A 23,329-nucleotide genomic window follows, 5' to 3' on the forward strand; every position below is an offset into this window, starting at 1 on the left:
TCGCGCTGCCCTGGGTCGCTTCGCTGCGCTCGCGATGACGGGGAGCGCTCAAGCTGGCGGGCGGTTGACCAGCACCGGCTGCGCGGCCGTCCGCTCCGGGAACAGCTGCTTCAGGGCCTCGAGCTTCGGCGCATCGTTGGCGGCGATGTACGGGTGGCCGGGGTGCAGGGCCATGAAGTCCTGGTGGTAGCCTTCCGCCGGGTAGAACGCGGCGCCCGGCTCGATCCGGGTGGCGACCGGCCGCACGTAGGCCTGGGCCGCGTCGAGCTGGGCGATGTAGGCCCCGGCCACCCGCGCCTGGTCGGCGTCCTGCGGGAACAGGGCCGAGCGGTACTGGCGCCCGGCATCGGGTCCCTGGCGATCCACCTGGGTCGGGTCGAGGGCCACCGAGAAGAAGATCCGCAGCAGCTCGTCGTAGCGGATGACCGACGGGTCGTAGGTGACCGACACGGCCTCGGCATGGCCGGTCCCGCCGCCGCTCACGGTGCGGTAATCGGCCTCCGCGCGGGTGCCGCCGGCGTAGCCCGACACCGCGCCGCTCACCCCGCGCACGTGCTGGAACACCCCCTGCACGCCCCAGAAGCAGCCGCCGGCGAAGACGGCCACGCGCGGCCCCGGTGGCTCGGCGGAGCGGGTCACGGCCTCCGGCAGGCGCCGGGGCGCCTCCTCGGCGAAGGCCGGGAGCCGGGGGAGCAGGACGGCGCCCGCGAGCCCGAGCCCGAGCCCCGCCCCGAGGACCGGGCGGGAGAGGGTGCGGAACGTGTCGCGAAGGGCCATGGTCAACCTCCTGCCGGATGCTGACAGCCCGTTCGCGCCGGCGCCCGATCCGGTTACGCGCGCGGCTGGCCGCATTGCGGTGACGGCGACATGGGTCTAGGCACCCGGCAACAGATCGACACGCGCGCGCAGGATCCGTCCCGTGACCATCGCCCCCGAGCCCAACTCCTTCCGCACCGGCCCCGACGAGCGCGGCCGCTTCGGCATCTTCGGCGGCCGCTTCGTCGCCGAGACGCTGATGCCGCTGATCCTCGAGCTGGAGGCGGCCTACGACGCGGCCAAGCAGGACCCGACCTTCCAGGCCGAGATGGAGAGCTACGGCACCCACTATATCGGCCGGCCGAGCCCGCTCTACTACGCCGAGCGCCTCACCGAGCACCTGCGCGCCAAGGCGCCGGCGGGGCAGGGCGCCAAGGTCTATTTCAAGCGCGAGGAGCTGAACCATACCGGCTCCCACAAGGTGAACAACGTGCTGGGCCAGATCCTGCTGGCCCGCCGCATGGGCAAGCCGCGGATCATCGCCGAGACCGGCGCCGGCCAGCACGGCGTCGCCACCGCGACGCTCTGCGCGCGCTTCGGCCTCAAGTGCGTCGTCTACATGGGCGCGGTCGACGTCGCCCGGCAGGCGCCCAACGTCTTCCGCATGAAGATGCTCGGCGCCGAGGTGATCCCGGTGGAATCCGGCACCAAGACCCTCAAGGACGCCATGAACGAGGCGCTGCGCGACTGGGTCACCAACGTCGCCGACACGTTCTACTGCATCGGCACGGTGGCGGGCCCGCACCCGTACCCGGCCATGGTCCGCGACTTCCAGTCGGTGATCGGCCGCGAGACCCGCGAGCAGATGATCGCCCAGGAGGGCCGGATCCCGGACTCGCTCGTCGCCTGCATCGGCGGCGGCTCGAACGCCATGGGGCTGTTCCACCCGTTCCTCGACGACCGCGAGGTCGAGATCTTCGGCGTCGAGGCCGCGGGCCACGGCGTCCAGTCGGGCCTGCACGCGGCCTCGCTGACCGGCGGCAAGCCGGGCGTGCTGCACGGCAACCGCACCTACCTGCTGATGGACGGGGACGGCCAGATCGCCGACGCCCACTCGATCTCGGCGGGCCTCGACTATCCGGGCATCGGCCCCGAGCACGCGTGGCTGCACGAGATGGGCCGGGTCACCTACCTGTCGGCGACCGATTCCGAGACGCTGGAGGCGTTCAAGCTCTGCTCGATGCTGGAGGGGATCATCCCGGCCCTGGAGCCGGCCCACGCCCTGTCCAAGATCCTGGAGCTCGCGCCGCAGCGCCCGGCCGAGCACCTCATGGTGCTCAACATGTCGGGCCGCGGCGACAAGGACATCCCGCAGGTGGCCGAGATCTTCGGCACGAAGCTGTGAGGACGCGGCTCAACCTTCGGCCTGGATCTTGTCCCGCGCGGCCGAGACGAGGAAGGCCGACCGGGTGAGGCCCCGCGCCCGCGCCGCGGAATCGATCTCGGCGAGGGCCGCGGCATCCAGCGAGACGTTGACCCGCACCGGCCGGCCGGAGTCGAGGAGAAGGGGAACGAGGCCGAGCGTCGCCTCTTCCAGAGCCTCGGCCAGCGCCGGGTCAGCCCGGACCGCGTCGGGCGCGCGCGGAGCCGGTGGCGCGAGGCCCGCCGCGATGCGATCCCCCATCCACTCGCTGAGGGCGGCGGTGGCGTTCGCCATCGCCTCATCGATGGTCGCACCCATCGCGGTGCAACCGGGGCAATCAGGCACCGCGACGCCGTAAGCGCCGGCCGCCCCATCGATCAACACCGTATAGCGGGACATCCGCATCCTCCTCAGATCCAGCCCGCCGCTGCGCCGATGTTGCGTGCGACACCCGGCGAGAGCACGCGGTGATGCGGCACCATGATCTTGATTCCCGGTCGGTCAGGGTGCGCGAACTTCTCGTGCTTGGCGCCGCCTTCGCCGATCCACCCCTCCTGACGGAGGCGGTTCACGGTAGTCTTGCGATCGGTTTCGACCCGCGGCATCGCAGCCTCCGGCGGAGTGTGTATTTATTGGCACACTCCCTGGAAAGCCAGCGGTCCATCGACCGGAGCTAGCCTCACCGCACAGTCACCTGATCCTTGATCTTCTCGTAGACCGACCGGCTGAGCACGCGCTTCGACAGCAGTTGCTCCACCGACGTGTAGGGCCGCTTGGCGACGATCGCCCGGCCGATGGCGCCGCCGCCGCGCAGGTGATTGAGATCCGCCACCGAGGCGGTGTTGAGATCGAGGATGGCCAGGGCCCGGGGACCGGCGCTGTCCTCCGCCCGGTCGACCTCGGCCTGACCGGCCGCCTCCTGCGCCGACGGATCGGGCTGCGCCTCCCGCGGGAGCGGCTCGGCGGGGAAGGCCGTCGCGTCGGAGGGCATCTGCGTCGGCGCCGGAGCGCCGCCGGACGGGGCGGGGGCAGGCTCGACCGCCGCCGCTGGCGGGGCGGACGGAGCGGCCGGGGCGGGCGGCGCCGCAGGAGCCGCGGGAGGCGGCTCGACGCGCCGGACCGTCGCCGAGGGCTGGGGGGCCGCCGGTGTTTCCGGAGCGGACGCGGGCGGAATCGCCGGTCCGGGTGCGGGGCTCGGCAGCAGGGCCTGCACCACCGCCGCGAGGATGCCGGCAATGATGAGGAGAACCGAAACTCTGAGAATTGCAGGACCGCTGAGCACGCACCACTCGACGAGGATTAAAACTATATGCATCTACAGTTAATGCTGTCCTTGCGCGTCGTCCAATCCACGCTCCAAACCCGGCGGGTCATCCCCAGGGTATGAGCGGGCCCGTACCGCGGCCGGGGGCGGGACTGCGTCGGCGACTCGGCGAGCGACTCGGCAAGCGCCTGGGCGATCGCCTGGGCGCGCGCGTCGGCGCCCTGCGCTACCTGCCGACCCTGTTCCGGGAGATCGCCGCCGCGAGCCCGCGCCTACTGGCGGCGAGCCTGTCGCTGCGCCTCGTGGCGGCCTGCCTGCCGGTCCTGACCCTCTACCTCGCCAAGCTGATCCTCGACGGGATCGTGGCCGAGCACGCCCGGCCGGCGCCGGAGGCGGGGCTCGCTTCGTGGCTCGCCGATCCCGGCCGGGCGCGGCTCGCCGGCCTCGTCGCCGCCGAGTTCGGCCTCGCCCTGCTCTCGGACCTGACCGGCCGGCTCTCGAGCCTCGTCGAGACCCTGATCGGCGACCTCTACGCCAACGCGGCCTCCCTGCGGCTGATGGCGCACGCCGCCGAGCTCGACCTCGCCCAGTTCGAGGACAGCGCCCAGCAGGACCGGCTGGAGCGGGCCCGCCGGCAGGTCAGCGGCCGCACCGGCCTCATCGGCACGGTGTTCGGCCAGCTGCAGGGCCTCCTGACCCTCGCGACCCTGGCGGTCGGGGTCGCGGCCTTCACGCCCTGGCTCGTCGTGCTGATCGCCGCCGCCCTGGTCCCGGCGGTGCTCAACGAGTGGCACTTCACCAAGGCCGGCTACCGCCTCGCCTGGATCCGCAGCCCCGAGCGGCGGCGGATCGACTACCTGCGCTACCTCGGCGCCAGCGTCGAGACCGCCAAGGAGATCAAGCTCTTCGGCCTCGCGGGCTACGTCACCGGGCTCTACGCCGCGGTGGCGGGGCGGCTGCTCGCCGAGAACCGCGGCCTCGCGGTCGCCCGGGCCGGCTGGGGCTTCGCCTTCGCGAGCCTCGGGACGCTCGCCTACTACGCCGCCTACGCGGTGATCGTCTGGCGGACGGTGGCGGGCGCCTTCTCGGTGGGCGACCTCGCCTTCCTGGCCGGCGCGTTCCAGCGGCTGCGCGGCGGCCTGGAGGGGCTGCTCCTCGGGCTGACCCAGATCACCGGCCAGGCGCAGTACCTCGAGGACTTCTACGCCTTCTTCGCGATCCGGCCGCAGATCCGCTCGCCCGCGCGGCCCGCGCCGGTGCCGAGCCCGATCCGCGCGGGGCTGGTCTTCGAGGGGGTCGGCTACCGCTACCCGGGCACGCAGGTCTGGGCGCTGCGCGACCTCTCCTTCGCCGTCCGGGCCGGGGAGACGGTGGCGCTGGTCGGCGGCAACGGCGCCGGCAAGACCACGATCGTCAAGCTGATGACCCGGCTGTACGACCCGCACGAGGGCCGCGTGCTCCTCGACGGCGTGCCGCTGGCCGCCTACGACCTCGACGACCTGCGGGCGCGGATCGGGGCGATCTTCCAGGACTTCGTCCGCTTCGACCTCACCGCCGGGGAGAACGTCGCGGTCGGCCGGATCGCGGCCGCCGACGACGCGGACCGCATCGCGGCCGCGGCGGCGAGGGGGCTCGCGGCCCCGGTGATCGAGCGCCTGCCCGAGGGCTACGCCCAGCCGCTGGGCAAGCGCTTCGCCGGCGGCCTCGACCTCTCCGGGGGCGAGTGGCAGAAGGTCGCGCTGTCCCGGGCCTACATGCGCGAGGCCGAGATCCTGATCCTGGACGAGCCGACCGCCGCCCTCGACGCCCGGGCCGAGCACGACGTCTTCGCCCGGTTCCGGGAACTGTCGGCCGGGCGGACGACGGTGCTGATCTCGCACCGCTTCTCCACCGTGCGCATGGCCGACCGCATCCTCGTCCTGGAGGGCGGCCGGGTCCTGGAGGAGGGCAGCCACGCCGCCCTCATGGCGCGGGGCGGCCGCTACGCCGAGCTGTTCGCCCTCCAGGCCGAGGGCTACCGGTAGGGCGGCCGGCGCGTCGCCGGGGCGGCCCAAGCATTGCCCGATTCCCTGAGCCTGCTATCTGCGGCGGACCGAACCGGGGTTGTCCATGCGCCTGCGCCTCTTCCCACTGCTGACGGCCGGTCTTCTCGTCTGCGCCGGGCCCGCCCGCGCGGCCCCGCCCGCCGCGCCCGAACCGGAGGCCAAGCCGCCGGCGCCCGAGATCGTGCTCGCCAACCACCGCGCGGTCTACGACCTGTCGCTGGCCGAGGGCGGCGGCACCCGCTCGGTGGAGAGCGCCCGCGGGCGCATCGTCATCGACTTCCGGGGCGACGCCTGCCGCGGCTACACGATGCAGACCCGCCAGGTGACGGAGCTGTCCTCCGGCGAGACCGGCGCGCGCCTGTCCGACATGCGCAGCACCACCTTCGAGGGCGGGCAGGGGCGCGAGTTCCGGTTCAAGACGACGACGCTCACCAACAACAAGCCCGCCGCCCCCGTGGACGGGACCGCCTCCGAGCAGGGCGACGCCCTGACGGTGAAGCTGAAGGGCGGCCCCAAGCCGTTCACCGTGGAGGGGCCAGTCCTGTTCCCGAGCGAGCACATGCGCCGCCTGATCGAGGCGGCGCGGGCCGGCCAGTCGACCCTCGCGGTCAAGGTCTTCGACGGCTCGGACGACGGCCGGAAGGTCTACGACACCTTCGCGGTGATCGGCCACGCCGCGACCGGCCCGGCCCCGGCCTCCGGCTCGACCCGCGACAAGCCCCTGCGCGACGGGTCGCTGGCCACCATGCCGCGCTGGCCGGTCCGCCTCAGCTACTACACCGAGGGCGCCGGGGAGCGGACGCCGATCTACACCCTCGGCTTCGACCTCTACGAGAACGGCGTCAGCGGCGCGCTCAAGCTCGATTACGGCGACTTCGCCATCCTGGGCGACATGACCGCCCTCGACATCGACGCCAAGGCGGGGCGGGCCGACAGGGAGGCGGGCAAGGGCTGCACGCCCTGAGGCCCCGCCTCACGCCCATGCGTCGTCCGGCCGCGGCGAGAGCGCCTGCCAGGCCGCGGCGATCCGCTCCGGCTTGATCCCGAGGCCGTTCGCGCAGGCGACCAGCACGTTCTCGTCGCCCATCACGTGGTCGAGGACGCCGACCAGGAAGGCCGGCTCCCGGGCGCTCGCGCGGAGCGTGTCGGGGCTCAGGCCGCTCGCCGCCAGGAAGGGCAGGAGACGGTCGTCGTCCCCAGCGATCCACAACAGAACGTCCAGGGCGAGCCGTTCGGCCGACTCATGCCCTTGAAGAGGTTTGCCATTCATCAACATGTGAACGCTACAAAGGTGACGGAGGGGCTTCACGGCCCGCTAATCATGATCGGCGCGCACCGGGACAACGGATCATGAAGAAGACGGTGCTGATCGTCGAGGACAACGAGTTGAACATGAAGCTGTTCAACGATCTCCTGGAGGCGAACGGCTACGCGACGCTCAAGACCGCCCACGGCATCGAGGCGATCGAGCTGGCGCGCGCCCATCACCCCGACCTGATCCTCATGGACATCCAGCTCCCCGAGGTCTCCGGCCTCGAGGTGACGAAGTGGCTCAAGGAGGACGACGACCTCAAGAGCATCCCGGTGATCGCCATCACGGCCTTCGCCATGAAGGGCGACGAGGAGCGGATCCGCGAGGGCGGCTGCGAGGCCTACCTGTCGAAGCCGATCTCGGTCGCGAAGTTTTTGGCAACGGTTCGGGCCTATCTTGAACCGCGTTGACGCCGGCGAGGCGTGCCGTTGAACCGGACCCCCGGCCGCGCCGGGCCGGGTGACCGGTTCAACCGTCCGTCCCGTCGTGTCCGCCCCGGCCCCGGCGGCCGGCCGGCGGCGCGCCCCCACGGCACACGGCGCCCGGTCCGGGCCGCTCACCCGCGCCCGCACGAGGAACCATGTCGGCCCGTGTCCTGATCGTCGACGATCTGTTCCCGAACGTCAGGCTTCTGGAGACGAAGCTCGGCCTGGAATATTTCGACACGCTCGCGGCCATGAACGGCCGGGACGCGATCGCGATCTGCGAGAAGGGCCTCTGCGACCTCGTCCTGCTCGACGTGATGATGCCCGGCATGGACGGGTTCGAGGTCTGCCGGCACCTCAAGAACAACCCGCTCACGGCCCACATCCCGGTGGTGATGGTCACGGCCCTCGACCAGCCCGCGGACCGCCTGCGCGGCCTCGACGCCGGGGCCGACGACTTCCTGACCAAGCCGGTGGACGACACCGCCCTGTTCACCCGGGTGCGCAGCCTCGTGCGGCTCAAGGCCGTGACGGACGAGCTGCGCCAGCGCGCGCTCGCCTCCCGGGAGTTCGGGATCGGCGATCCCCTGGCGCTCGCCACCGCCGAGACCGGCCTCGACGCCCGGATCCTGCTGATCGAGGACCGGCCCGGCTCGGCCGAGCGCCTCGCCGGGGCCCTGCGCCAGCACCACGTGGTCACGGTCGAGCCCGACCCGCAGGAGGCCCTGCGCCTCGCCGCCGAGGAGTCCTTCGACCTCGCCCTCGTGAGCCTCGACCTCACCGGCTTCGACGGCCTGCGCCTGTGCAGCCAGCTCCGGTCCCTCGACCGGACCCGGGCGATGCCGCTGATCATGCTCGCCGAGGAGTACGACCGCGCCCGGGTGGTCCGCGGGCTCGATTTCGGCGTGCACGACTTCCTGATGCGGCCGGTCGACCGCAACGAGCTGATGGCCCGGGTCCGCACCCAGGTGAAGCGCAAGCGCTTCACCGACGCGCTCCGGGGGGCGATGCAGGCCTCCCTGCAGATGGCCGTGACCGACGCGCTCACCGGCCTGCACAACCGGCGCTACCTCGACAGCCATCTCGGTACCCTGTTCGGCGACGAGGCCGCCCGCCGGGCGAGCCTCGCCGCGCTGATCCTCGACATCGACCACTTCAAGGGGATCAACGACAGCTTCGGCCACGAGGCCGGCGACGAGGTGCTGCGCGGCTTCGCCGAGCGGGTCCGCCAGCACACGCGGCCGATCGACATCGTGGCGCGCTACGGCGGCGAGGAGGTGGTGGTGATCCTGCCGGAGGCGGGCCTCGTCGAGGCGCAGGGCATCGCCGAGCGCATCCGCGAGCGCGTCGAGGCGGTGCCGTTCACCGTGCAGGGGGCGACCCGGACCGTGTCGGTGACGGTCTCGATCGGCGTCGCCGTGCGCCGCGGCGAGGATCTCGGCCCCGCCGACATGCTCCGCCGGGCCGACCTCGCCCTCTACCGGGCCAAGGCGGCGGGCCGGAACCGGGTCGAGTCGCAGGCGGCCTGACCGGCGGCCTGACAGGCGTCCCCGCGTCAATACGCGCGCCCGCGCGCGCGGATGAAAAGGCCGGCCTCGCCGTGTTATCGGATTCGGCCGGCCCGTCGAGGCCGGCGGAGCGGCGCGCGGGACCGAACCCATGGACATGCAGGTACCGGCACGAACCGGCCGCGACGCGAGCGTGCTGAACCACCGCCGCCTGTGCAAGATCGCGTCCTCGCCGCACGCCTACGTCCGCGGCAGCACGGCGCGGTTCTACGAGCTGCTCGCCGGGATGCCGGCCGGCACCCTGCCCGAGGGGCCGCCCGTCTGGATCTGCGGCGACGCGCATCTCGGCAATCTCGGCGCGCTCGCCGGCCCGGACGGCGGGATCGACATCCAGATCCGCGACCTCGACCAGACCGTGGTGGCGAACCCGGCCTTCGACCTCGTCCGGCTCGCGCTCTCCCTGGTCACCGCGGCGCTCAACGCGACCCTGCCGGGCATCGTCACCGCCCGGATGATGGACGCCATGGCGGACGGCTACGCCGACGGGATCGCCGATCCCGAGGGGGCCGAGCGGGGCGTCGACCCGTCCGAGATCGTCGTCACGACGAAGCGGCGGGCGCTCGGCCGGCGCTGGCGCCACCTCTCGCGCGAGCGCCTGAAGGGCAAGGCCGCCCGGCTCCCGCGGGGCAGCCGGTTCTTCGACCTCGACGCCGACGAGCAGGACGCGCTGACGGCGCTGATCCGCGATCCGGAGATCCGCCGCCTCGTCCTGGCGCTCGGCAGCGCGGCCGACGACGCCGAGATCCGGCTGCTCGACGCCGCCTACTGGATCAAGGGCTGCAGCTCCCTCGGGCGCCTGCGCTACGCCGCCCTGGTGGAGGTGCTGGGCGGCGACCGCCCGCAGCTCGCCCTCCTCGACGTCAAGGAGGCGGTGCCGCACCTGGCGCCGGCCGCCGCCGGGATCGCGGTGCCGCCCGACCACGCCGCGCGGGTCGTCGCGGGGGCGCGGGCGCTGTCGCCCAACCTCGGCGACCGGATGGTCGCCGGCCACATCGGCGGCACGCCCGTCACGGTCCGCGAGCTGCTGCCGCAGGATCTCAAGATCGACGCCGAGCAGTTCTCCCGCGGCGAGGCGGTCCGCGTCTCCCGGCACCTCGCCGCCATCCTGGGCCGGGCCCACGGCCGCCAGATGGGCGCGGCCGACCGCCGGGCCTGGATCGACGCCGTGCGGGCGCCGGGCCCGGGCCCCGACGCCCCCGGCTGGCTCTGGTCGGTGGTCACCGACCTGATGGGCGCGCACCAGCGCGGCTACCTGGAGCATTGCCGCCGGATCGCCCGGGAGGCGCTGGACGCGGCCTGACGCGGCCTGACGCGGCCCGGACCGGTCCGGACCCGGGGCGCTTCCGCCACGCCGCCGGTTGACACCATCCCCGCCATCGCCAACACCTCGCGCCCGCCGCCTCTCGCGCGGCGGACCCCGGGAAGACCTGTGATACGATGGCGGTGACGCGCACCTACCTCGACTTCGAGAAGCCGGTGGCCGAGCTGGAGGCCAAGCTCGAGGAGCTGCGCGCCGTGAGCGCGCGCGACGGCGCGGTCTCCATCGCCGAGGAGGTCGGCCGGCTCGAGGCCAAGGCCGGCCAGGCGCTCGCCGAGATCTACGCGAATCTGACCCCCTGGCAGAAGACCCAGGTGGCCCGCCACCCGCAGCGGCCGCACTTCGTGGACTATCGCGACGGGCTGATCACCGAGTTCACCCCGCTGGCCGGCGACCGCAGCTTCGGCGAGGACGAGGCGATCCTGGGCGGGTTCGGCCGGTTCCGCGGCCGGCCGGTCCTGGTGCTCGGCCAGGAGAAGGGCGCCACGACCGAGGCGCGGCTGCGCCATAATTTCGGGATGGCCCGGCCCGAGGGCTACCGCAAGGCGGTCCGGCTCATGGAGACCGCCGACCGGTTCGGTCTGCCGGTCCTCGCCTTCGTGGACACCGCCGGCGCCTATCCGGGCATCGAGGCGGAGGAGCGCGGCCAGGCCGAGGCCATCGCCCGCTCGACCGAGGCCTGCCTCGCGCTCGGCGTGCCCAACGTCGCCGTGGTGATCGGGGAGGGCGGCTCGGGCGGCGCGATCGCGCTCGCCACCGCCAACCGGGTGCTGATGCTGGAGCACGCGATCTACGGGGTGATCTCGCCGGAGGGCGCCGCCTCGATCCTGTGGCGCGACCAGGGCCGCGCGTCGGACGCCGCGACCGCCATGAAGATCACCGCCCAGGACCTGCTGCGGCTCGGCGTCATCGACGCGATCATCCCGGAGGCCACCGGCGGGGCGCACCGCGACCGCGAGGCGGCGATCCGGGCCGCGGGCGACGCCATCGCCGACGCCCTGGCGCAATTCGACGGCCTCTCGCCCGTCGAGGTCCGCGACCGGCGCGCCGAGAAGTTCCTGGCGATCGGCCGGACCCTGTGAGCGAGCCCGGGGCGACGGGGGGGCTGTTCGGCGCGCTCGGCCGGCTGCTCGGCCGGCGCGACGCGCGGGAGCCGGGCCGGCACAACCACGTCTCCCTGGGCTGCAATTGCCAGATGGCGCACGTCCTCAAGACGCTCGACCTGCGCCAGTGGTCGGGGCCCCTCGACTGGATCTTCTCCATGCCCGGCATGGCCCGGGACTGCCTCGCCGACGACTTCGCGGCGCTCGTCGACCGGGGCCAGCTGGAGAGCATCCCGGAGGCCGAGCGGCGCGGCCCCGGCATCTGGCGGGGGCGCCACCGCCTCTACCGGGAGCGGCACGGCCTCGAGTGCGTGTTCAACCACCACGACCCGGCGACGAGCGAGGCGGACTACGCCTTCCTCACCGAGGGCGTGCGCCGGCTGCGCCGGGCCCTCGACACGCCGGGCACCGACAACCGCCTCTGGATGATGACCCATCTGCACACGCCCCGCGACGTGGTCGAGGCGATCGACGACCTGCTCGGGCAGCGCGCCAGCCGCAACCACCTGACCTTCGTGCAGCTCGAGACCGGGCACCCGCGCATGGCGGTGGTCGAGGCGCTCGAACTCCGGCCCACCCTGCGCTGGCTCACCGTGCAGACGCCCTCGGAGCCGGTCGGCCTGCGGCTCGCCGACCCGGCCGACGACGCGGCGCTGGTGGCGATCATCCGCGCCGAGGCGGCGCGGCGGCCGGCGCTGTTCGCCTGAGCGGGCGCCCGGGGGCGACGTTGCGGGGCGGCGGCCGGTCGGCTCCCGGGGCGGCCGTCAATGCGCGGCGCGCGACAGGGCAACGATCGCGCCGACGATGACGATCGTCTGGAAGCCGATCGAGCCGATCACCCATTTCATGATGTCGAACTTCGCTTCGGCCAGATCGGTCTTGGTGACGAGGTTCGTCAGATCGGAATCCCGACTCTCGCGGATCGCCGCGGTGATCGCCTCGGCCTGATCCTCGGACAGGCCGGTCGCCCGCAGGCGACGGACGAGGGCGTGCGTGTCGAGCGAGAGGGCCCTCATGGGCGACGTTCGCGTGTTCGAGCCGTCTGGGTCGATCGGCCGAATCCGGATGGCAGCCTCCGCGAACGTGGCGCCTTCATCCCGCCGAGGCAAGCAGCTCAAAGTTGGACGCCCGGCGCGGTCGCACGCGTCCGCTCCGCCAGGGAGTCCACCGGTCCGCGCACCGGGCCGGCAGGCCGGACCGCGGGCGGGACCGCGCACGAGCACAGCATGGATCGCCGCGCGGCCCTGCGGCTCGAACGGCGCCGTCCCGCGACCCCGCCGCGGCGCGCTGTGGATAGCGCGCATGCGCGGGCTCTCCACACCCGAGAACAATCCAGTGTTGCAGCCGGGTCCTTGCGGTAAGGAAGGCGCAAGCTTAACGAGCCTATTGGGTTGGGGAGTGGCACCCGACGCGGCCAGCAAGGCCCGCGGGCGCGCGTAAGACGATCGAGGTTCCCCATGACGGCGCGTCTCGCGACCGCGCGACTGCTGGCGGCGGCGTCCCTGCTGGCCCTGTCGCTCGCCGCCTGCCAGGACGGTTCCGGGATCAACGGCCCGAGCGCGCGCAGCCTCGCGCCGATCGCCCCCCAGACCGTCGCGTTGATGCAGTCCAAGGGGATGCAGCCCTCCGACCCGATCCTGATCCGCACCTTCAAGAAGGAGGCGGAGATGGAGATCTGGAAGCGGGGGAGCGACGGCCGCTACGCCCTCATGAAGACCTACCCGATCTGCCGCTGGTCCGGCCAGCTCGGGCCGAAGACCCGGGAAGGGGACCGGCAGGCGCCCGAGGGCTTCTACACGATCACCCCGGGCCTGATGAACCCGAACTCGTCGTACTATCTCTCGTTCGACACGGGCTTCCCGAACGCCGTCGACCGGGCCAACGGGCGCACCGGCAAGTACCTGATGGTGCACGGCACCTGCTCGTCGGCGGGCTGCTTCGCCATGACCGACGCCACCATCGCGGAGATCTACGCCGTCGCCCGCGACGCGTTCATCGGCGGCCAGCGCAGCTTCCAGTTCCAGTCCTACCCGTTCCGGATGACGGCCGAGAACATGGCCAAGTTCCGCAACGACCCGAACATCGCCTTCTGGCAGAACCTCAAGGAGGGGTTCGACTATTTCGAGGCCCTGCACGAGGAGCCGAAGTTCGGCCAGTGCGGGACCAAGTACGTGTTCGGCGGGGCCGACGCGGCCGCCGGCTCGTGCAAGCCGCGGGTCGACCCGCTGGTCGCGGAGAAGAGCGCGCGCGACACGCACGCGGTCGCCGACCTCGTCGCCAAGGGCACGCCGGCGGTGCGGGTCGTGTACCAGGACGGCGGCCAGAACCCGGTCTTCCGCCCGCAGAACGCCAGCGCCTTCGCGAGCCTCGGCGGCACCGAGACGGTCCTGCCCTACGACGCCAAGGAGTACGGCCGGCACAATCTCGGCGACGTGAGCCGGCCCGAGACCCTGGCGGCCGGCCCGCAGGAGATCGAGCTCGCGCCGAAGGGCCAGCCCACGATGCTGGCCGGCGCCGAGCCGGCGGCCGCGACCCGCGCCGCGAAGGCCGGCGGCAAGGGGCACGGGCGGGAGCCGGCGGCGCCCGCCACGCCCACGACGCTCATGGCGAACCGCGCCGATCCCGGCGCGCAGGTCGAGGCCACGGCGGCCCTGCCCGACAAGCCCGCCCGCATCGCGGTGGCGGACGCGGACGGCGATGCGAGCAGCTACCAGAAGCTGTTCGGCCAGCTCTTCGCCAAGGACAAGCCGGCCCCGGCGGCGCCCGCGGCCCCGGCGGTCGCCGCCGCGGTCGTGCCCGCAGCGGCGCCGGAGCCGGCGAAGGTCGCCCACGCCGCCGAGACGGTCGCGCCGAAGGCCGCCAGGGCCCACGCGGTGAAGACCGCGAAGGTCGAGGGCAAGGGTGAGTCGAAGGCCGACGCGAAGGCGGAGAAGCCCGCCCTCCGGAAGGGCGAGCCCGAGGGCCGGAAGCCCTGACGGCTCAGACCAGCGGCCGGTCGCGGTTCATCAGCCACAGGGCGTGGACCGTGCCGGGCAGCCAGCCCAGGATCCACAGCAGGATGTTCAGCAGGAACTGAAGGCCGAAGCCCGTGGTGACGAGCACGGCGATCGGCGGGAAGAAGATCGCGAGCAGGATTCGGACGAGGCTGGACACGGGGACTCCGGGCGTGAGGTCGGCACGTCCCGGCTCCAACGAAACACGGTTTTATCCGTTCCGCCCGATCTGACCCCGAACCGGCCCCGAAGACCCCGGCAGGCCGGGGCCGCGGGGGCGGCGCCTCAGTTCTTCGCCGGCGGCGTGGTGGCGGAGGGGACGTTGGCGGCCTGCTTCTCCGGGTGCTTCACCTGGCTGTAGGCGACGTTCGCGAAGGTGCCGATCACCGCGGGCCAGCTCGGGTTGCCGTATTGCGGGTCGTCGCGGCCGACCTTGCAGAAGGCCGTGGTCAGGCCGTTGACGATGTCGTCGTCGGTGACCCCGGTCGGCTCCGCCTTCACCTGCTGCACCAGCCGGGCGAGGGTCGGGACGAAGTCCTGCTGCTTCAGGCCCTTCAGGCTCGCCTGCAGCCCGATCTTGTCGAAGGCGGCCTTGAGCTTGTCCTGCTCGATCTCCGCGCAGGGCGCCGTGCCGGCCAGCATGGTCTTGGTGGCGGCGCGCGCCTCCGAGGCCTTCTCGCCGGTCACGACCGGCGCCTTGTTGCCCCAGGAATTGCGGATGTAGTCGGTGACGTTCTTCACCTCGACGTCGGTCATCTGCTGGCCGATCGCCACCATCGGGGCGAGCCCGCTCTGGGCGCCGAGCCCGCCGTAGATCACCCGCAGCACCGTCTCGGGGCCCTCGGACTGGACCGAGGTGTTGCCGGCGAGCGCCGGGACCGCGCCCTCGATGCCCTTGCCGTCGGGCTGGTGGCAGGAGGAGCAGTAGGTCAGGTAGGTGGAGGCGCCGGGCGCGTCGGGCGTGTCGAAGGCCGTGAGGTCCTTCGGCTTGTAGGTCTGCTTGGCCGGCACGGTGCGCAGGTACGCCACCATGGCCTTCAGGTCCTCCTCCTTCACCTTGGAGAGGGATTCCATGATGGTCTGGCGCATCGGCCCGGCGGCGACGCCCGGCCGGTCGCCCGGGGCGGTGCCGGTCTTGAGGTAGGTCACCACCTGCTCGTCGGTCCAGGCGCCGATGCCCTGGTGGCCGTCCGGGGTGATGTTGGGGGCGTACCAGCCGTCGATCACGCCGCCGCCGAACCGGCCCGCGAAGCTCGAGTTGCCGACGAGCTTGTTCTCGTTGTGGCACATGGCGCAGTGGCCGAGCCCCTCCACGAGGTAGCCGCCGCGGTTCACCTCGGCGCTGGCCTTCGGGTCGGGCTTGAAGCGCTCCTCGGTGAAGAAGGCCGTCCGCCACGTCACCAGCGCCGTGCGGACGCTGAACGGGAACGGGATCTGGCTCTCCTTCCGCTTCTCGTTCACGGCCGGGACCGACTGGAGGTAGGCCCAGATCGCCTTGGTGTCCTCGTCGGTGACCTTGGTGAACCACGCGAACGGGAAGGCCGGGTACAGGTAGCCGACGTTCTTGCTGTAGCCGTGCCGGAACGCCTGATCGAAGTCGGCGTAGCTCCAGTTGCCGAGGCCCGTCTCCTTGTCGGGGGTGAGGTTGGGGGTCATGATCACGCCGAAGGGCATGTTCAGCGCGTAGTTGCCGGCGAGGTACTTGCCGCCCGGCGCCGTGTGGCAGGCCGCGCAGTCGCCCATCGTCACGAGGTACTTGCCGCGCTCGATCTGGTCGGCCGACCCGTCCTGCGCCAGCGCCGGCGCGGCCAGGAGCAGGCCGGCGAGGAAGGGGGCGGCCCGCATCGGGGCCAGCCGCGTCGGGGCCGCGCGGCCGGAGGAGAGGGCTCTCGTGCGCTGCATGCCGCGTCTCCCATCCCGATTTTAGAGCTGTTTGAAACTTGTGACGCGCGTGAACGCGGCCGTCGCGGGCGTTGTTCCGGCCGGCGCCGCGCTGCGGCGTTGTGCCGTGGCCGCCCGGACCCGCAGGCCGAGGTCGGCGAGATGGGCGACGAGCCCGGCGAGCATCCACCCGGCGACCGCGACCCAGCCGGCCCCCACGAGCGCCGCCCGCAGGGCCAGCATCAGCGCGGCGCCGGAGGCGAGGTTGGCCAGCAGGGACGGCAGCGGCGGGCCGCCCCGGCGGGCGAGCCACGCGAGGGCGAGCGCCTCCAGGGCGACGAGCAGCAGGATCCCGTCGACGATCCGGCCCGACGCGAAGGCGGGGCCGAGGACCGGGTCGAGGAGCGCCCCCATCAGGCGGGCTCCGCGAACGGCCCGTTGAGGCGGACGATCCGCAGGTTCAGGCAGGCGGCGACGCTGACCCAGGCGAGGTAGGGCAGGTTCATGAGCCCCGCCGCGCCCGAGACCCGGCCAGTCAGCAGCACCAGCACGGCGATGGACAGCCACAGGACCGCGACCTCGGCCAGCGCCCAGTCGGGCCGGCGGAACCGGAAGAACAGCACGCTCCAGGCGATGTTGAGCACCCCGTTCACCGCGTAGGCGGCCAGCAGGACGCCCCGGGCGACGGGGTCGGCGTCGCCGTTCCAGGCCAGCACGCCGGCCGTGGTGGTGAGCGCGAAGATCACCGCCCAGACCGGCCCGAAGGCCCAGTCCGGCGGCTTCCAGGCCGGGACCCGCAGGCGCCGGTACCACGTGTCCGTCGTGGTCGCGAGGCCGCCGGCCACGGCCACCAGCACGGCGGCGACCGCCGCCACCACGGGCGGTCCCAGATCGGCGGCGGCGAGGCTCACGGCGAGACCCAGCGGAACAGGTGCGCGAGGTCCTTGAAGAAGATCCGCGCGTGGGCGGCCGGCTTCGCGCGGACCAGCTCCTTGTTCATGTAGCTGTCCCAGGTGAGCTGCTGGACGTCCTTGTCCCGGCAGATCGAGACGAAGCGCTCGCGCAGGCCGTCGCTGCGGTACCAGACCCACTGCATCATCCCGAGGATCCAGAACACGCGCCCGTGCAGCTTCATGAACTGCTTCCGCGCGCCCGCGAGGGCGCGCGCGTCCCCGGTCCGCAGGAAAGCTGTGGCGGCCTCGGCCGACAGCCGGCCGCCGAGCATCGCGTAGTAGATCCCCTCGCCGGAGGCCGGCGCGACGACGCCCGCGGCGTCGCCCGCGAGCAGCACGTCCCGGCCGTTGTCCCAGCGCTTCAGGGGCTTCAGCGGCAGCGGCGCCCCCTCGCGGCGGACGGTCTCGGCGTGGTCGAGGCCGGTGGCGGCGCGCAGGGCCCGGATCGAGGAGCGCAGCGAGAACCCCTTCCGCGCGCTGCCGGTGCCGATGCTCAGCGTGTCCCCGTGGGGGAAGATCCAGCTGTAGAAGTCCGGCGAGTGGCGGCCGTGGTAGTAGACGTCGCAGCGGGTGGCGTCGACCGACCCGGCCCCGGGGGCGCCGGCCTCCGGGACCCGCAGGATCTCGTGATAGGCGAAGACCTGCCGCATCCTGGCGTGGCCCGGCACCTCCGCGCGGCCGACCGGCGAGCAGGCGCCGTCGGCGCCGAGGACGAGGCGGGCCCGGACGGCGTGGCGGGCGAGGCCGGCCCCCGCGCCGGTGGTGAAGTGGACCAGCGGCGGCCCGTCGTCGGGCCGGGTGATCCGGTCGTAGGCCGCCGCGCGCAGGTCGGCGCCGGCCGCCGCGGCCCGCTCGCGCAGCCACGGGTCGAAGTGCTCGCGGTCGACCATGCCGACGAAGCCCTCGCCCACCGGCATGTCGACGGCCTTGCCGCTCGGCGCCACCATCCGGGCGGACCGGATCTTCGCCACCAGGAGCGCGTCCGGGATCGCGAAGTCCCGGATCAGCCGGGGCGGGATCGCGCCGCCGCAGGGCTTGATCCGGCCGGGCTTGTCGAGGAGCAGCACCGCGTGGCCGGCCCGGGCGAGGTCGGTCGCCGCCGTGGCGCCGGCCGGCCCGCCGCCGACCACGACGACGTCGTAGCTGTCGCGGCCGGGGCCGCCATCGTCCAACCGAGCCATGGCCTCACCTCGCGCTGAAGGCAGGATCGAGCGGCACCGTGTCGGGTGCCGGAGCGGGTTCGAGCCGCGCCGCCAGGACGACCGCGACGAGGAACAGCAGCCCTTCCGCGGCGAAGACCGCCGCGTAGGCCTGGACGGGTTCGGCGGTGACCAGCCGGACGGCGTCGACCGCCACGGCCCCGAGGAAGCCGCCGGCCCCGAAGGCGACGCCCTGCGCGGCGCCCCAGACGCCCATGCGGGTGCCGCGCTCCCGCGCGTCGCCGCGGCCGGCGAGCGCCATCATCGAGCCGATCGCGGCGACCGCGTAGGCGCCGTTGGCCACCCCGAGGGCGAAGACCGTCGCGCGCAGGGGGAAGTCCGATCCCGCCGCCGCGCCGCTCGCCAGGGCGAAGAGGGCGGCGGCCGAGCCGGCGCAGCCGATCCCGATCCAGAGCCGCAGGGAGGCGAGGACGGTGCCGCGGGCGAGGAGCGTCACCGCCGCCACCAGCAGCATGCCGGCGAGCACGCCGCCGTGCTGGAGGCCGGCGAGCTTGGTGGTGGCGCCGGGGCTCATCGCGAAGACGAGGCCGGCATAGGGCTCCAGGATCAGCTCCTGGGCGCTGTAGGCCAGCATCGACACGAAGACGAAGATCGTGAAGGTCCGGCTCACGGGGTCGGCCAGCACGTGGGCCAGCACGGTGAAGAACGGGCGGCGCGCCTCCGCGGGCTCGGGCGCCCGGACCGGCAGGCGGCGCTCGACGCCGGCGACCGCGAGCGCCGCCACGCAGAAGGCGACGAGCGAGACCGTGCCCGACACCGCCACGAGGCGCGGGCCGGAGAACGGGTCGAGGAAGTGCCCGGCGAGCGGCGCCGTGACGGCGAAGCCGACGATCATCATCACCCAGACGACGGTGGCGGCCGCGCCCCGCCGGGCCGGCGCTACGCCGCCCGAGAGCAGGACGAGGAGCGAGGTCCCGGCCGCGCCGACGCCCATGCCGACGCACAGGAACGAGAGGGCGGCGAGCGCCAGCCCCAGGGCGAGGCTCTCGGCCGCCAGCGCGGTGCCGCAGGCGGCGCCGAACCCGCCGAGGCAGAGGGCCGCCATGCCGCCGACGATCCAGGGGGTGCGCCGGCCGCTGCGGTCGGAGCCGTAGCCCCAGCGCGGGCGCAGGACCTGCACGGCGTAGTGCAGGGCGACCAGCAGGCCCGGCACGAGGGCGGGCAGCGCCAATTCCACCACCATGACCCGGTTGAGGGTGGCGGTCATCAGCACGACGACGCTGCCCAGCGCGGTCTGGACGAGGCCGAGGCGGACGATCTGGGGCCAGCCGAGGCCCGTGCCGGGGTCCGGTGCCATCACGCCCCTCCCACCAGCGGGCGCAGCGCGAAGGCCGAGACCAGCATGCCGAGGACGTAGAGGGTGGTGCCGGTGCCGTTGTACCAGATCGCCCGCTCCCGGGGATTCTCGAGGAACCGGGCCATCAGGGCGAACTGCCCGGCGAGCAGCGCGGCGACGAGGCCGGCGTGCCAGTAGCGCTCCCAGTCGACGAGGAGCGCGATCACCGCCACCTGCGGCAGGGCCATGACCAGGCAGGCGAAGCGCGCGGCGCGCTCGGAGCCCATCTGCACCGGCAGCGACAGCAGCCCCATCCGGCGGTCGCCCTCCACGGACTTGAAGTCGTTGAGGGTCATGATGCCGTGGGCCCCGGCCGCGTAGAGCAGCGCCACCAGGAGCACCCGCCGGTCGGGCAGGGCGGCGGCCATGACGGCGGCGCCGGTGAACCAGGGCAGCCCCTCGTAGCAGAGCGCCACCGCGGCGTTGCCCCACCAGCCGTTCCGCTTCAGCCGCACCGGCGGCGCCGAGTAGATCCAGGCCAGGACCAGCCCGAACAGCGCGGCCCCGAGGATCCAGGGCCCGAGCGCGGCGGCCACCGCCAGCGACAGCGCCGTCCAGGCAAGCGCGAGGTAGAGCCCCCAGCGGCCCGGGATCCGCCCGGAGGGGATCGGCCGGTTCGGCTCGTTGATCGCGTCGACGTGGCGGTCGAACCAGTCGTTGGCGGCCTGGCTGGTGGCGCAGACCAGCGGGCCGGCCAGCAGGATGCCGGCGGCGATCACCGGCCACTGGCCGCTGGCCGGCTGGCCCGAGGAGATCACCCCGCAGGCGAAGGCCCACATCGGCGCGAACCACGTGAGCGGCTTCAGCAGCTCGATGACTGCGCTCGGGGCGGGCGTAGCGGTCATGACGGGAGGCTACCGGCGCCCGGCGGGGTGTCAAGCCAGATTTACACCGCACGCCAGCATGTGCGCGACGTTTGTCGAATAAATACAGCGGCGGACCAGAAATACATTATCCGAAACACCGAAAAACCGTGCCGGCGGGACCGGCCGAGCGGGCGCTTTCCGGCGCTCCGGCGGCGCCTCGGGCGCTCCCGGCGACCCCCGTCCGCGAGGACGATTCCGGGATCTTCGAGGCCTTCGGTGCCGGGATCCGAGGGGGTCCGGCGGGCCCCGCCGCGCGCACCTTCGGGGGATGGGATAAGGATGGGATGGGATTGGATTGGTCCCGCCGCGCCCGGAGGCCGCGCCCGGATCCTCAGATGTCCTCGACCGGGCCGTCCAGGTCGCCGACGCCGTAGCGCCGCATCTTGGCGTAGAGGCCCTGCCGGCTCAGGCCGAGCATCTCGGCCGCCGAGGCCCGGTTGTCCCGGGTGATCCGCAGCGCCGCCTCGATGCAGAGCTTCTCGATCAGGTCGGTCGTCTCGCGCACCAGGGTCTTCATCGAGACCCGGCCGACCAGCTCGGTCATCTGCTCCACCGAGCGGGGCACCTCCCGCCCGACCCCGGGGCGCCCTTCGGCGATCCGCCGCGGGCCCGACCGGATGGCGAAGCCCAGGCAGGGGCGGGTGCCGGCCACCGACACGGCGGCGACCTCCACGTCCTCCATGCCGCCGTAGGCGCCGCGGACGACGGTGGCGAAGCGGCGCACGGCGCCGTGGTCGACGAGGGTCGCGAACAGCGCCTGCGCCTCGGTCTCGTCGCGGCCGAGCCAGTGGTCGAGGGTGCGCCCGCGGGCCTGGCCCACCGTGGCGAGCTGCGCCAGTTCCAGGAAGGCGGCGTTGGCCATGAGGATCCGCCGCGCCGAATCGGTGACCACGAAGCCCTCCGGCATCGCCTCGATCACCGCGGCGGTGGGCGCCTCCTGGTCGGGCCCGGGCGCCGCCGTCGCCGGGTCGGCGACCAGCTGCAGCAGCGCGCTCGCGCCGCCCTCGCCCCGGAACAGCGAGGCCGAGACCGTGACCTCCCCGCGCCCGTGCTGCAGCGCCGCCCGGATCTCGCCCGCCTGCCCGGTCGCCCGCAGGGCGGCGAACTGCGCCTCCAGGGCCCGGGTGCTGGCGGGGTCGAACAGCTCGACGGCGTCCTGCCCGGCGATGCGCTTGGCCGGGCGCCCGAGGAGGCGCGCCGCGGCCGGGTTGGCCTCGGCCACCCGGCGCGTGCCGGCATCGACCACCAGCACCGGCTCGCCGGAGATCTGGAACAGGAGCCGGTAGCGGGTCTCGGCGGCGCGGAGCCGGTCGTAGTCCCGCTCCAGGGCCTGCTGGGTCTCCACCAGCCGGCGCTGCAGGGCGGCCACCGCCCGCATGTCGCGCCCGAGCACGAGGATCGGGCCGCCCTCCGAGGGCCGGATCGACGCGTAGCGGATCGGCAGGTCGGCGCCGTCGGGCGAGGGGTGGTTCACCTGGCGCCAGCGGGTGATGCCGTCGGCCCCGGCGTCCCGCAGCAGGGCGTCGACCTTCGGGCGGCTCTCCACCGTGACGGTGTCGATCCAGCGCCGGCCCAGCCAGCCCGCCACGGTCTCGGCCGCGAGGTCGGCGCCGACCGTGGCGTCCCGAATCACCCCGTCCGCGTCGATCACCAGGGAGAGGTCCGCGGACGCCGCGACGATGCGCCCGACCGCCTCGCCCTGGAGGAGGCCGGCCACCTGCTGCAGGGCCGCGGGCGGCGACTGCGGGGAGGGGCGGGGCTGAGGGGTCACGGTCACCGCAATGTGATAGTCGGTTGGAGGCCCTTTCAGCAGGCCAAGGCCTGTCTGTCCAGCAAAGCTTCCGCCGCGGCGGGCGCGAGGCACGCGTCCGACGCGCAGGCATCCGCCCCGACGATCCCCGCCTCGCCGCCGTGGCGCGCGAAGAAGGGGCCGCCGACCAGCACCCGGACGTCCCGGTTGCGCGAATCGCGGCGCACCTCCGCCACCGTCGCCGCCAGGACCGGCAGCAGCACGTCGCAGGAGAGCGACAGGCCGACCACGTCGAACCAGTCGGAGCGGAGCAGGTCCAGGGGGTCGACCCCCGGCCCGGGCACCGCGGTGGTCACGTCCCAGCCGGCCTCCCGGAAGAAGCTCGCGACCAGCGACAGGCCGAAGACGTGGGTCTCGCCCGGGCAGGGCAGCAGCAGGACGCTGCGCCCGTTGGCCGGGACCGATTCGCTCTCCAGCTCGGCGCAGAGGCGGCGGCTCACGGTGTGGAGCCGCCCGAGGGCCTCGGTCACCGCCAGGAAGTCGCAGGCATCCTCCTCCCAGAGGGCGCCGAGGTGCCGGGCGGCCGGGGCGAGCAGGTCGAGGAGCAGGCGCGGGAGCGGCAGGCCGCCGTCGCGCAGGGCGTCCACGCGGGCGTCGAGGTCGACCGGGCCGGAGGCCAGGAGCAGGGCGCTGAAGTCGGCGATCTCCCGCGCGCTCGGCGCCCGGTCCGCCGGGACGGCGCGGCCGGCGGGCCGGTGGGCGAGCATCAGGCGGGGCAGGATCTCCGCCTCGACGACCTTGGCGAGCGCGTCGGGCACGGGCCGGTGCAGGTCGGGCCAGCCGAGGGCCGCCTCGCGGAACACGGGGAGCCCGTCGCTCACGGGGCTGCAGCCGGCCGCGGACGGACCGTGATCCAGACGGCCACCGAAATGCCTCCAGTTTCCCATCGGCATCCTCCCTGAGACGGCCCCGTCCCGGAAGGGCCGGCGGATCCGCTCGCGCGCTCGGTGTGGCGTTGCTCGCCCGTCTATTCTTCGTGTCCGTCAGTTCCTGAGTCTGACAAGCCGAACGGCAGCAATCTCTGCCGCCACGGCCGACGATACGCTTCCTGACGAT

At 73.4% G+C, this 23,329-nt stretch carries 24 protein-coding genes; 9 read left to right on the forward strand and 15 right to left on the reverse strand.

What is annotated here, in order from left to right; translation table 11 throughout:
• Positions 1 to 48: 48 nt before the first annotated feature.
• Positions 49 to 777 (reverse strand): peptide-methionine (S)-S-oxide reductase MsrA, encoded by a 729-nt coding sequence (gene msrA / locus ACLBYG_RS24465; protein WP_447683187.1) that lies wholly within the window; start codon positions 775 to 777, stop codon positions 49 to 51.
• Between the two features lie 142 nt (positions 778 to 919).
• On the opposite strand from msrA, the gene trpB reads away from it, so the two are divergent.
• Positions 920 to 2,161 carry a tryptophan synthase subunit beta gene (gene trpB, locus ACLBYG_RS24470; RefSeq protein ID WP_447683188.1) on the forward strand — a complete coding sequence of 414 codons (1,242 nt, stop codon included), beginning with the start codon at positions 920 to 922 and terminating at the stop codon, positions 2,159 to 2,161.
• A gap of 9 nt (positions 2,162 to 2,170) precedes the next feature.
• On the opposite strand, the gene ACLBYG_RS24475 is transcribed toward trpB, so the two are convergent.
• The 3 genes from ACLBYG_RS24475 to ACLBYG_RS24485 all read right to left on the reverse strand — a co-directional run bounded on the left by ACLBYG_RS24475 (position 2,171) and on the right by ACLBYG_RS24485 (position 3,170).
• A complete protein-coding gene (locus ACLBYG_RS24475) occupies positions 2,171 to 2,584 on the reverse strand; it encodes a type II toxin-antitoxin system HicB family antitoxin (protein WP_447683189.1) in 414 nt (137 codons plus the stop codon).
• A 5-nt stretch (positions 2,585 to 2,589) separates the two neighbouring features.
• Positions 2,590 to 2,784: a type II toxin-antitoxin system HicA family toxin gene (locus ACLBYG_RS24480; RefSeq protein WP_447683190.1), complete on the reverse strand. Its 195-nt coding sequence runs from the start codon at positions 2,782 to 2,784 to the stop codon at positions 2,590 to 2,592.
• Between the two features lie 74 nt (positions 2,785 to 2,858).
• Positions 2,859 to 3,170: a helix-hairpin-helix domain-containing protein gene (locus ACLBYG_RS24485; RefSeq protein ID WP_020095230.1), complete on the reverse strand. Its 312-nt coding sequence runs from the start codon at positions 3,168 to 3,170 to the stop codon at positions 2,859 to 2,861.
• A gap of 392 nt (positions 3,171 to 3,562) precedes the next feature.
• Between ACLBYG_RS24485 and ACLBYG_RS24490 the strand changes: the two genes are divergently transcribed.
• Together ACLBYG_RS24490 and ACLBYG_RS24495 are read left to right on the forward strand one after the other, a co-directional pair.
• Positions 3,563 to 5,467, forward strand: coding sequence for an ABC transporter ATP-binding protein (locus ACLBYG_RS24490; RefSeq protein WP_447683191.1), 1,905 nt, complete (start codon positions 3,563 to 3,565; stop codon positions 5,465 to 5,467).
• 85 nt (positions 5,468 to 5,552) lie between these two features.
• Positions 5,553 to 6,452 carry a cell envelope integrity EipB family protein gene (locus ACLBYG_RS24495; RefSeq protein ID WP_091682508.1) on the forward strand — a complete coding sequence of 300 codons (900 nt, stop codon included), beginning with the start codon at positions 5,553 to 5,555 and terminating at the stop codon, positions 6,450 to 6,452.
• Positions 6,453 to 6,461: 9 nt separating this feature from the next.
• On the opposite strand, the gene ACLBYG_RS24500 is transcribed toward ACLBYG_RS24495, so the two are convergent.
• Positions 6,462 to 6,764 carry a DUF3572 domain-containing protein gene (locus ACLBYG_RS24500; protein ID WP_307188484.1) on the reverse strand — a complete coding sequence of 101 codons (303 nt, stop codon included), beginning with the start codon at positions 6,762 to 6,764 and terminating at the stop codon, positions 6,462 to 6,464.
• Positions 6,765 to 6,838: 74 nt separating this feature from the next.
• Here ACLBYG_RS24500 and ACLBYG_RS24505 point away from each other — a divergent pair, with 74 nt between their 5' ends.
• The 5 genes from ACLBYG_RS24505 (at position 6,839) to ACLBYG_RS24525 (ending at position 11,921) form a co-directional block, all read left to right on the forward strand.
• Positions 6,839 to 7,210, forward strand: a complete 372-nt coding sequence (locus ACLBYG_RS24505; protein WP_007560977.1) for a response regulator — start codon at positions 6,839 to 6,841, stop codon at positions 7,208 to 7,210.
• A 170-nt stretch (positions 7,211 to 7,380) separates the two neighbouring features.
• On the forward strand, positions 7,381 to 8,754 hold the full coding sequence (locus ACLBYG_RS24510) for a PleD family two-component system response regulator (protein ID WP_091682506.1): 1,374 nt from the start codon (positions 7,381 to 7,383) through the stop codon (positions 8,752 to 8,754).
• Positions 8,755 to 8,884: 130 nt separating this feature from the next.
• Entirely contained in the window at positions 8,885 to 10,093 is a 1,209-nt protein-coding gene (locus tag ACLBYG_RS24515; protein WP_447683192.1) for a DUF2252 family protein, read from the forward strand.
• A gap of 137 nt (positions 10,094 to 10,230) precedes the next feature.
• Positions 10,231 to 11,193: an acetyl-CoA carboxylase carboxyltransferase subunit alpha gene (locus ACLBYG_RS24520; RefSeq protein ID WP_020095236.1), complete on the forward strand. Its 963-nt coding sequence runs from the start codon at positions 10,231 to 10,233 to the stop codon at positions 11,191 to 11,193.
• A complete protein-coding gene (locus ACLBYG_RS24525; protein ID WP_447683193.1) occupies positions 11,190 to 11,921 on the forward strand; it encodes a papain-like cysteine peptidase in 732 nt (243 codons plus the stop codon). The genes ACLBYG_RS24520 and ACLBYG_RS24525 overlap by 4 nt, the downstream gene beginning before the upstream one ends.
• A 57-nt stretch (positions 11,922 to 11,978) precedes the next feature.
• Here ACLBYG_RS24525 and ACLBYG_RS24530 read toward each other — a convergent pair whose 3' ends face one another.
• Entirely contained in the window at positions 11,979 to 12,230 is a 252-nt protein-coding gene (locus ACLBYG_RS24530) for a DUF1640 domain-containing protein (protein ID WP_447683194.1), read from the reverse strand.
• A gap of 441 nt (positions 12,231 to 12,671) precedes the next feature.
• Between ACLBYG_RS24530 and ACLBYG_RS24535 the strand changes: the two genes are divergently transcribed.
• Positions 12,672 to 14,189 (forward strand): L,D-transpeptidase family protein, encoded by a 1,518-nt coding sequence (locus tag ACLBYG_RS24535; RefSeq protein WP_447683195.1) that lies wholly within the window; start codon positions 12,672 to 12,674, stop codon positions 14,187 to 14,189.
• A gap of 4 nt (positions 14,190 to 14,193) precedes the next feature.
• Here the strand turns inward: ACLBYG_RS24535 and ACLBYG_RS24540 are convergent, their stop codons facing one another.
• The 9 genes from ACLBYG_RS24540 to ACLBYG_RS24580 all read right to left on the reverse strand — a co-directional run bounded on the left by ACLBYG_RS24540 (position 14,194) and on the right by ACLBYG_RS24580 (position 23,160).
• Positions 14,194 to 14,367, reverse strand: coding sequence for a YqaE/Pmp3 family membrane protein (locus tag ACLBYG_RS24540; RefSeq protein WP_012318839.1), 174 nt, complete (start codon positions 14,365 to 14,367; stop codon positions 14,194 to 14,196).
• A 125-nt stretch (positions 14,368 to 14,492) separates the two neighbouring features.
• The gene (locus tag ACLBYG_RS24545) at positions 14,493 to 16,109 is read right to left on the reverse strand and encodes a cytochrome c (protein ID WP_091682500.1); all 1,617 of its coding nucleotides are present in this window, start codon (positions 16,107 to 16,109) and stop codon (positions 14,493 to 14,495) included.
• 21 nt (positions 16,110 to 16,130) lie between these two features.
• Positions 16,131 to 16,502 carry a hypothetical protein gene (locus ACLBYG_RS24550; RefSeq protein ID WP_020095241.1) on the reverse strand — a complete coding sequence of 124 codons (372 nt, stop codon included), beginning with the start codon at positions 16,500 to 16,502 and terminating at the stop codon, positions 16,131 to 16,133.
• The gene (locus tag ACLBYG_RS24555; protein WP_447683196.1) at positions 16,502 to 16,999 is read right to left on the reverse strand and encodes a TspO/MBR family protein; all 498 of its coding nucleotides are present in this window, start codon (positions 16,997 to 16,999) and stop codon (positions 16,502 to 16,504) included. Before ACLBYG_RS24555 ends, ACLBYG_RS24550 begins: the two co-directional genes overlap by 1 nt.
• Entirely contained in the window at positions 16,996 to 18,222 is a 1,227-nt protein-coding gene (locus tag ACLBYG_RS24560) for a geranylgeranyl diphosphate reductase (protein WP_447683197.1), read from the reverse strand. The genes ACLBYG_RS24555 and ACLBYG_RS24560 overlap by 4 nt, the downstream gene beginning before the upstream one ends.
• Positions 18,223 to 18,226: 4 nt before the next feature.
• Complete coding sequence (locus tag ACLBYG_RS24565; RefSeq protein WP_091682497.1) at positions 18,227 to 19,558, reverse strand: BCD family MFS transporter; 1,332 nt, start codon at positions 19,556 to 19,558, stop codon at positions 18,227 to 18,229.
• The gene (gene chlG / locus ACLBYG_RS24570; protein WP_447683198.1) at positions 19,558 to 20,442 is read right to left on the reverse strand and encodes a chlorophyll synthase ChlG; all 885 of its coding nucleotides are present in this window, start codon (positions 20,440 to 20,442) and stop codon (positions 19,558 to 19,560) included. Before chlG ends, ACLBYG_RS24565 begins: the two co-directional genes overlap by 1 nt.
• A 352-nt stretch (positions 20,443 to 20,794) precedes the next feature.
• Complete coding sequence (gene ppsR, locus ACLBYG_RS24575; protein ID WP_447683199.1) at positions 20,795 to 22,240, reverse strand: transcriptional regulator PpsR; 1,446 nt, start codon at positions 22,238 to 22,240, stop codon at positions 20,795 to 20,797.
• Between the two features lie 29 nt (positions 22,241 to 22,269).
• Positions 22,270 to 23,160 carry a cobalamin B12-binding domain-containing protein gene (locus tag ACLBYG_RS24580; protein ID WP_447683200.1) on the reverse strand — a complete coding sequence of 297 codons (891 nt, stop codon included), beginning with the start codon at positions 23,158 to 23,160 and terminating at the stop codon, positions 22,270 to 22,272.
• Positions 23,161 to 23,329: the final 169 nt, after the last annotated feature.

Source organism: Methylobacterium sp. D53M (assembly GCF_053345625.1).

What these genes read in the sequence shown, in the direction of transcription:
- msrA (WP_447683187.1), bottom strand. Translation starts at nt 777, where the DNA reads ATGGCCCTTCGCGACACGTTCCGCACCCTCTCCCGCCCGGTCCTCGGG.
- ACLBYG_RS24475 (WP_447683189.1), bottom strand. Translation starts at nt 2,584, where the DNA reads ATGCGGATGTCCCGCTATACGGTGTTGATCGATGGGGCGGCCGGCGCT.
- ACLBYG_RS24480 (WP_447683190.1), bottom strand. Translation starts at nt 2,784, where the DNA reads ATGCCGCGGGTCGAAACCGATCGCAAGACTACCGTGAACCGCCTCCGT.
- ACLBYG_RS24485 (WP_020095230.1), bottom strand. Translation starts at nt 3,170, where the DNA reads ATGCCCTCCGACGCGACGGCCTTCCCCGCCGAGCCGCTCCCGCGGGAG.
- ACLBYG_RS24490 (WP_447683191.1), top strand. Translation starts at nt 3,563, where the DNA reads ATGAGCGGGCCCGTACCGCGGCCGGGGGCGGGACTGCGTCGGCGACTC.
- ACLBYG_RS24495 (WP_091682508.1), top strand. Translation starts at nt 5,553, where the DNA reads ATGCGCCTGCGCCTCTTCCCACTGCTGACGGCCGGTCTTCTCGTCTGC.
- ACLBYG_RS24500 (WP_307188484.1), bottom strand. Translation starts at nt 6,764, where the DNA reads ATGTTGATGAATGGCAAACCTCTTCAAGGGCATGAGTCGGCCGAACGG.
- ACLBYG_RS24505 (WP_007560977.1), top strand. Translation starts at nt 6,839, where the DNA reads ATGAAGAAGACGGTGCTGATCGTCGAGGACAACGAGTTGAACATGAAG.
- ACLBYG_RS24510 (WP_091682506.1), top strand. Translation starts at nt 7,381, where the DNA reads ATGTCGGCCCGTGTCCTGATCGTCGACGATCTGTTCCCGAACGTCAGG.
- ACLBYG_RS24515 (WP_447683192.1), top strand. Translation starts at nt 8,885, where the DNA reads ATGGACATGCAGGTACCGGCACGAACCGGCCGCGACGCGAGCGTGCTG.
- ACLBYG_RS24520 (WP_020095236.1), top strand. Translation starts at nt 10,231, where the DNA reads ATGGCGGTGACGCGCACCTACCTCGACTTCGAGAAGCCGGTGGCCGAG.
- ACLBYG_RS24530 (WP_447683194.1), bottom strand. Translation starts at nt 12,230, where the DNA reads ATGAGGGCCCTCTCGCTCGACACGCACGCCCTCGTCCGTCGCCTGCGG.
- ACLBYG_RS24535 (WP_447683195.1), top strand. Translation starts at nt 12,672, where the DNA reads ATGACGGCGCGTCTCGCGACCGCGCGACTGCTGGCGGCGGCGTCCCTG.
- ACLBYG_RS24545 (WP_091682500.1), bottom strand. Translation starts at nt 16,109, where the DNA reads ATGCAGCGCACGAGAGCCCTCTCCTCCGGCCGCGCGGCCCCGACGCGG.
- ACLBYG_RS24550 (WP_020095241.1), bottom strand. Translation starts at nt 16,502, where the DNA reads ATGGGGGCGCTCCTCGACCCGGTCCTCGGCCCCGCCTTCGCGTCGGGC.
- ACLBYG_RS24560 (WP_447683197.1), bottom strand. Translation starts at nt 18,222, where the DNA reads ATGGCTCGGTTGGACGATGGCGGCCCCGGCCGCGACAGCTACGACGTC.
- ACLBYG_RS24565 (WP_091682497.1), bottom strand. Translation starts at nt 19,558, where the DNA reads ATGGCACCGGACCCCGGCACGGGCCTCGGCTGGCCCCAGATCGTCCGC.
- chlG (WP_447683198.1), bottom strand. Translation starts at nt 20,442, where the DNA reads ATGACCGCTACGCCCGCCCCGAGCGCAGTCATCGAGCTGCTGAAGCCG.
- ACLBYG_RS24580 (WP_447683200.1), bottom strand. Translation starts at nt 23,160, where the DNA reads ATGGGAAACTGGAGGCATTTCGGTGGCCGTCTGGATCACGGTCCGTCC.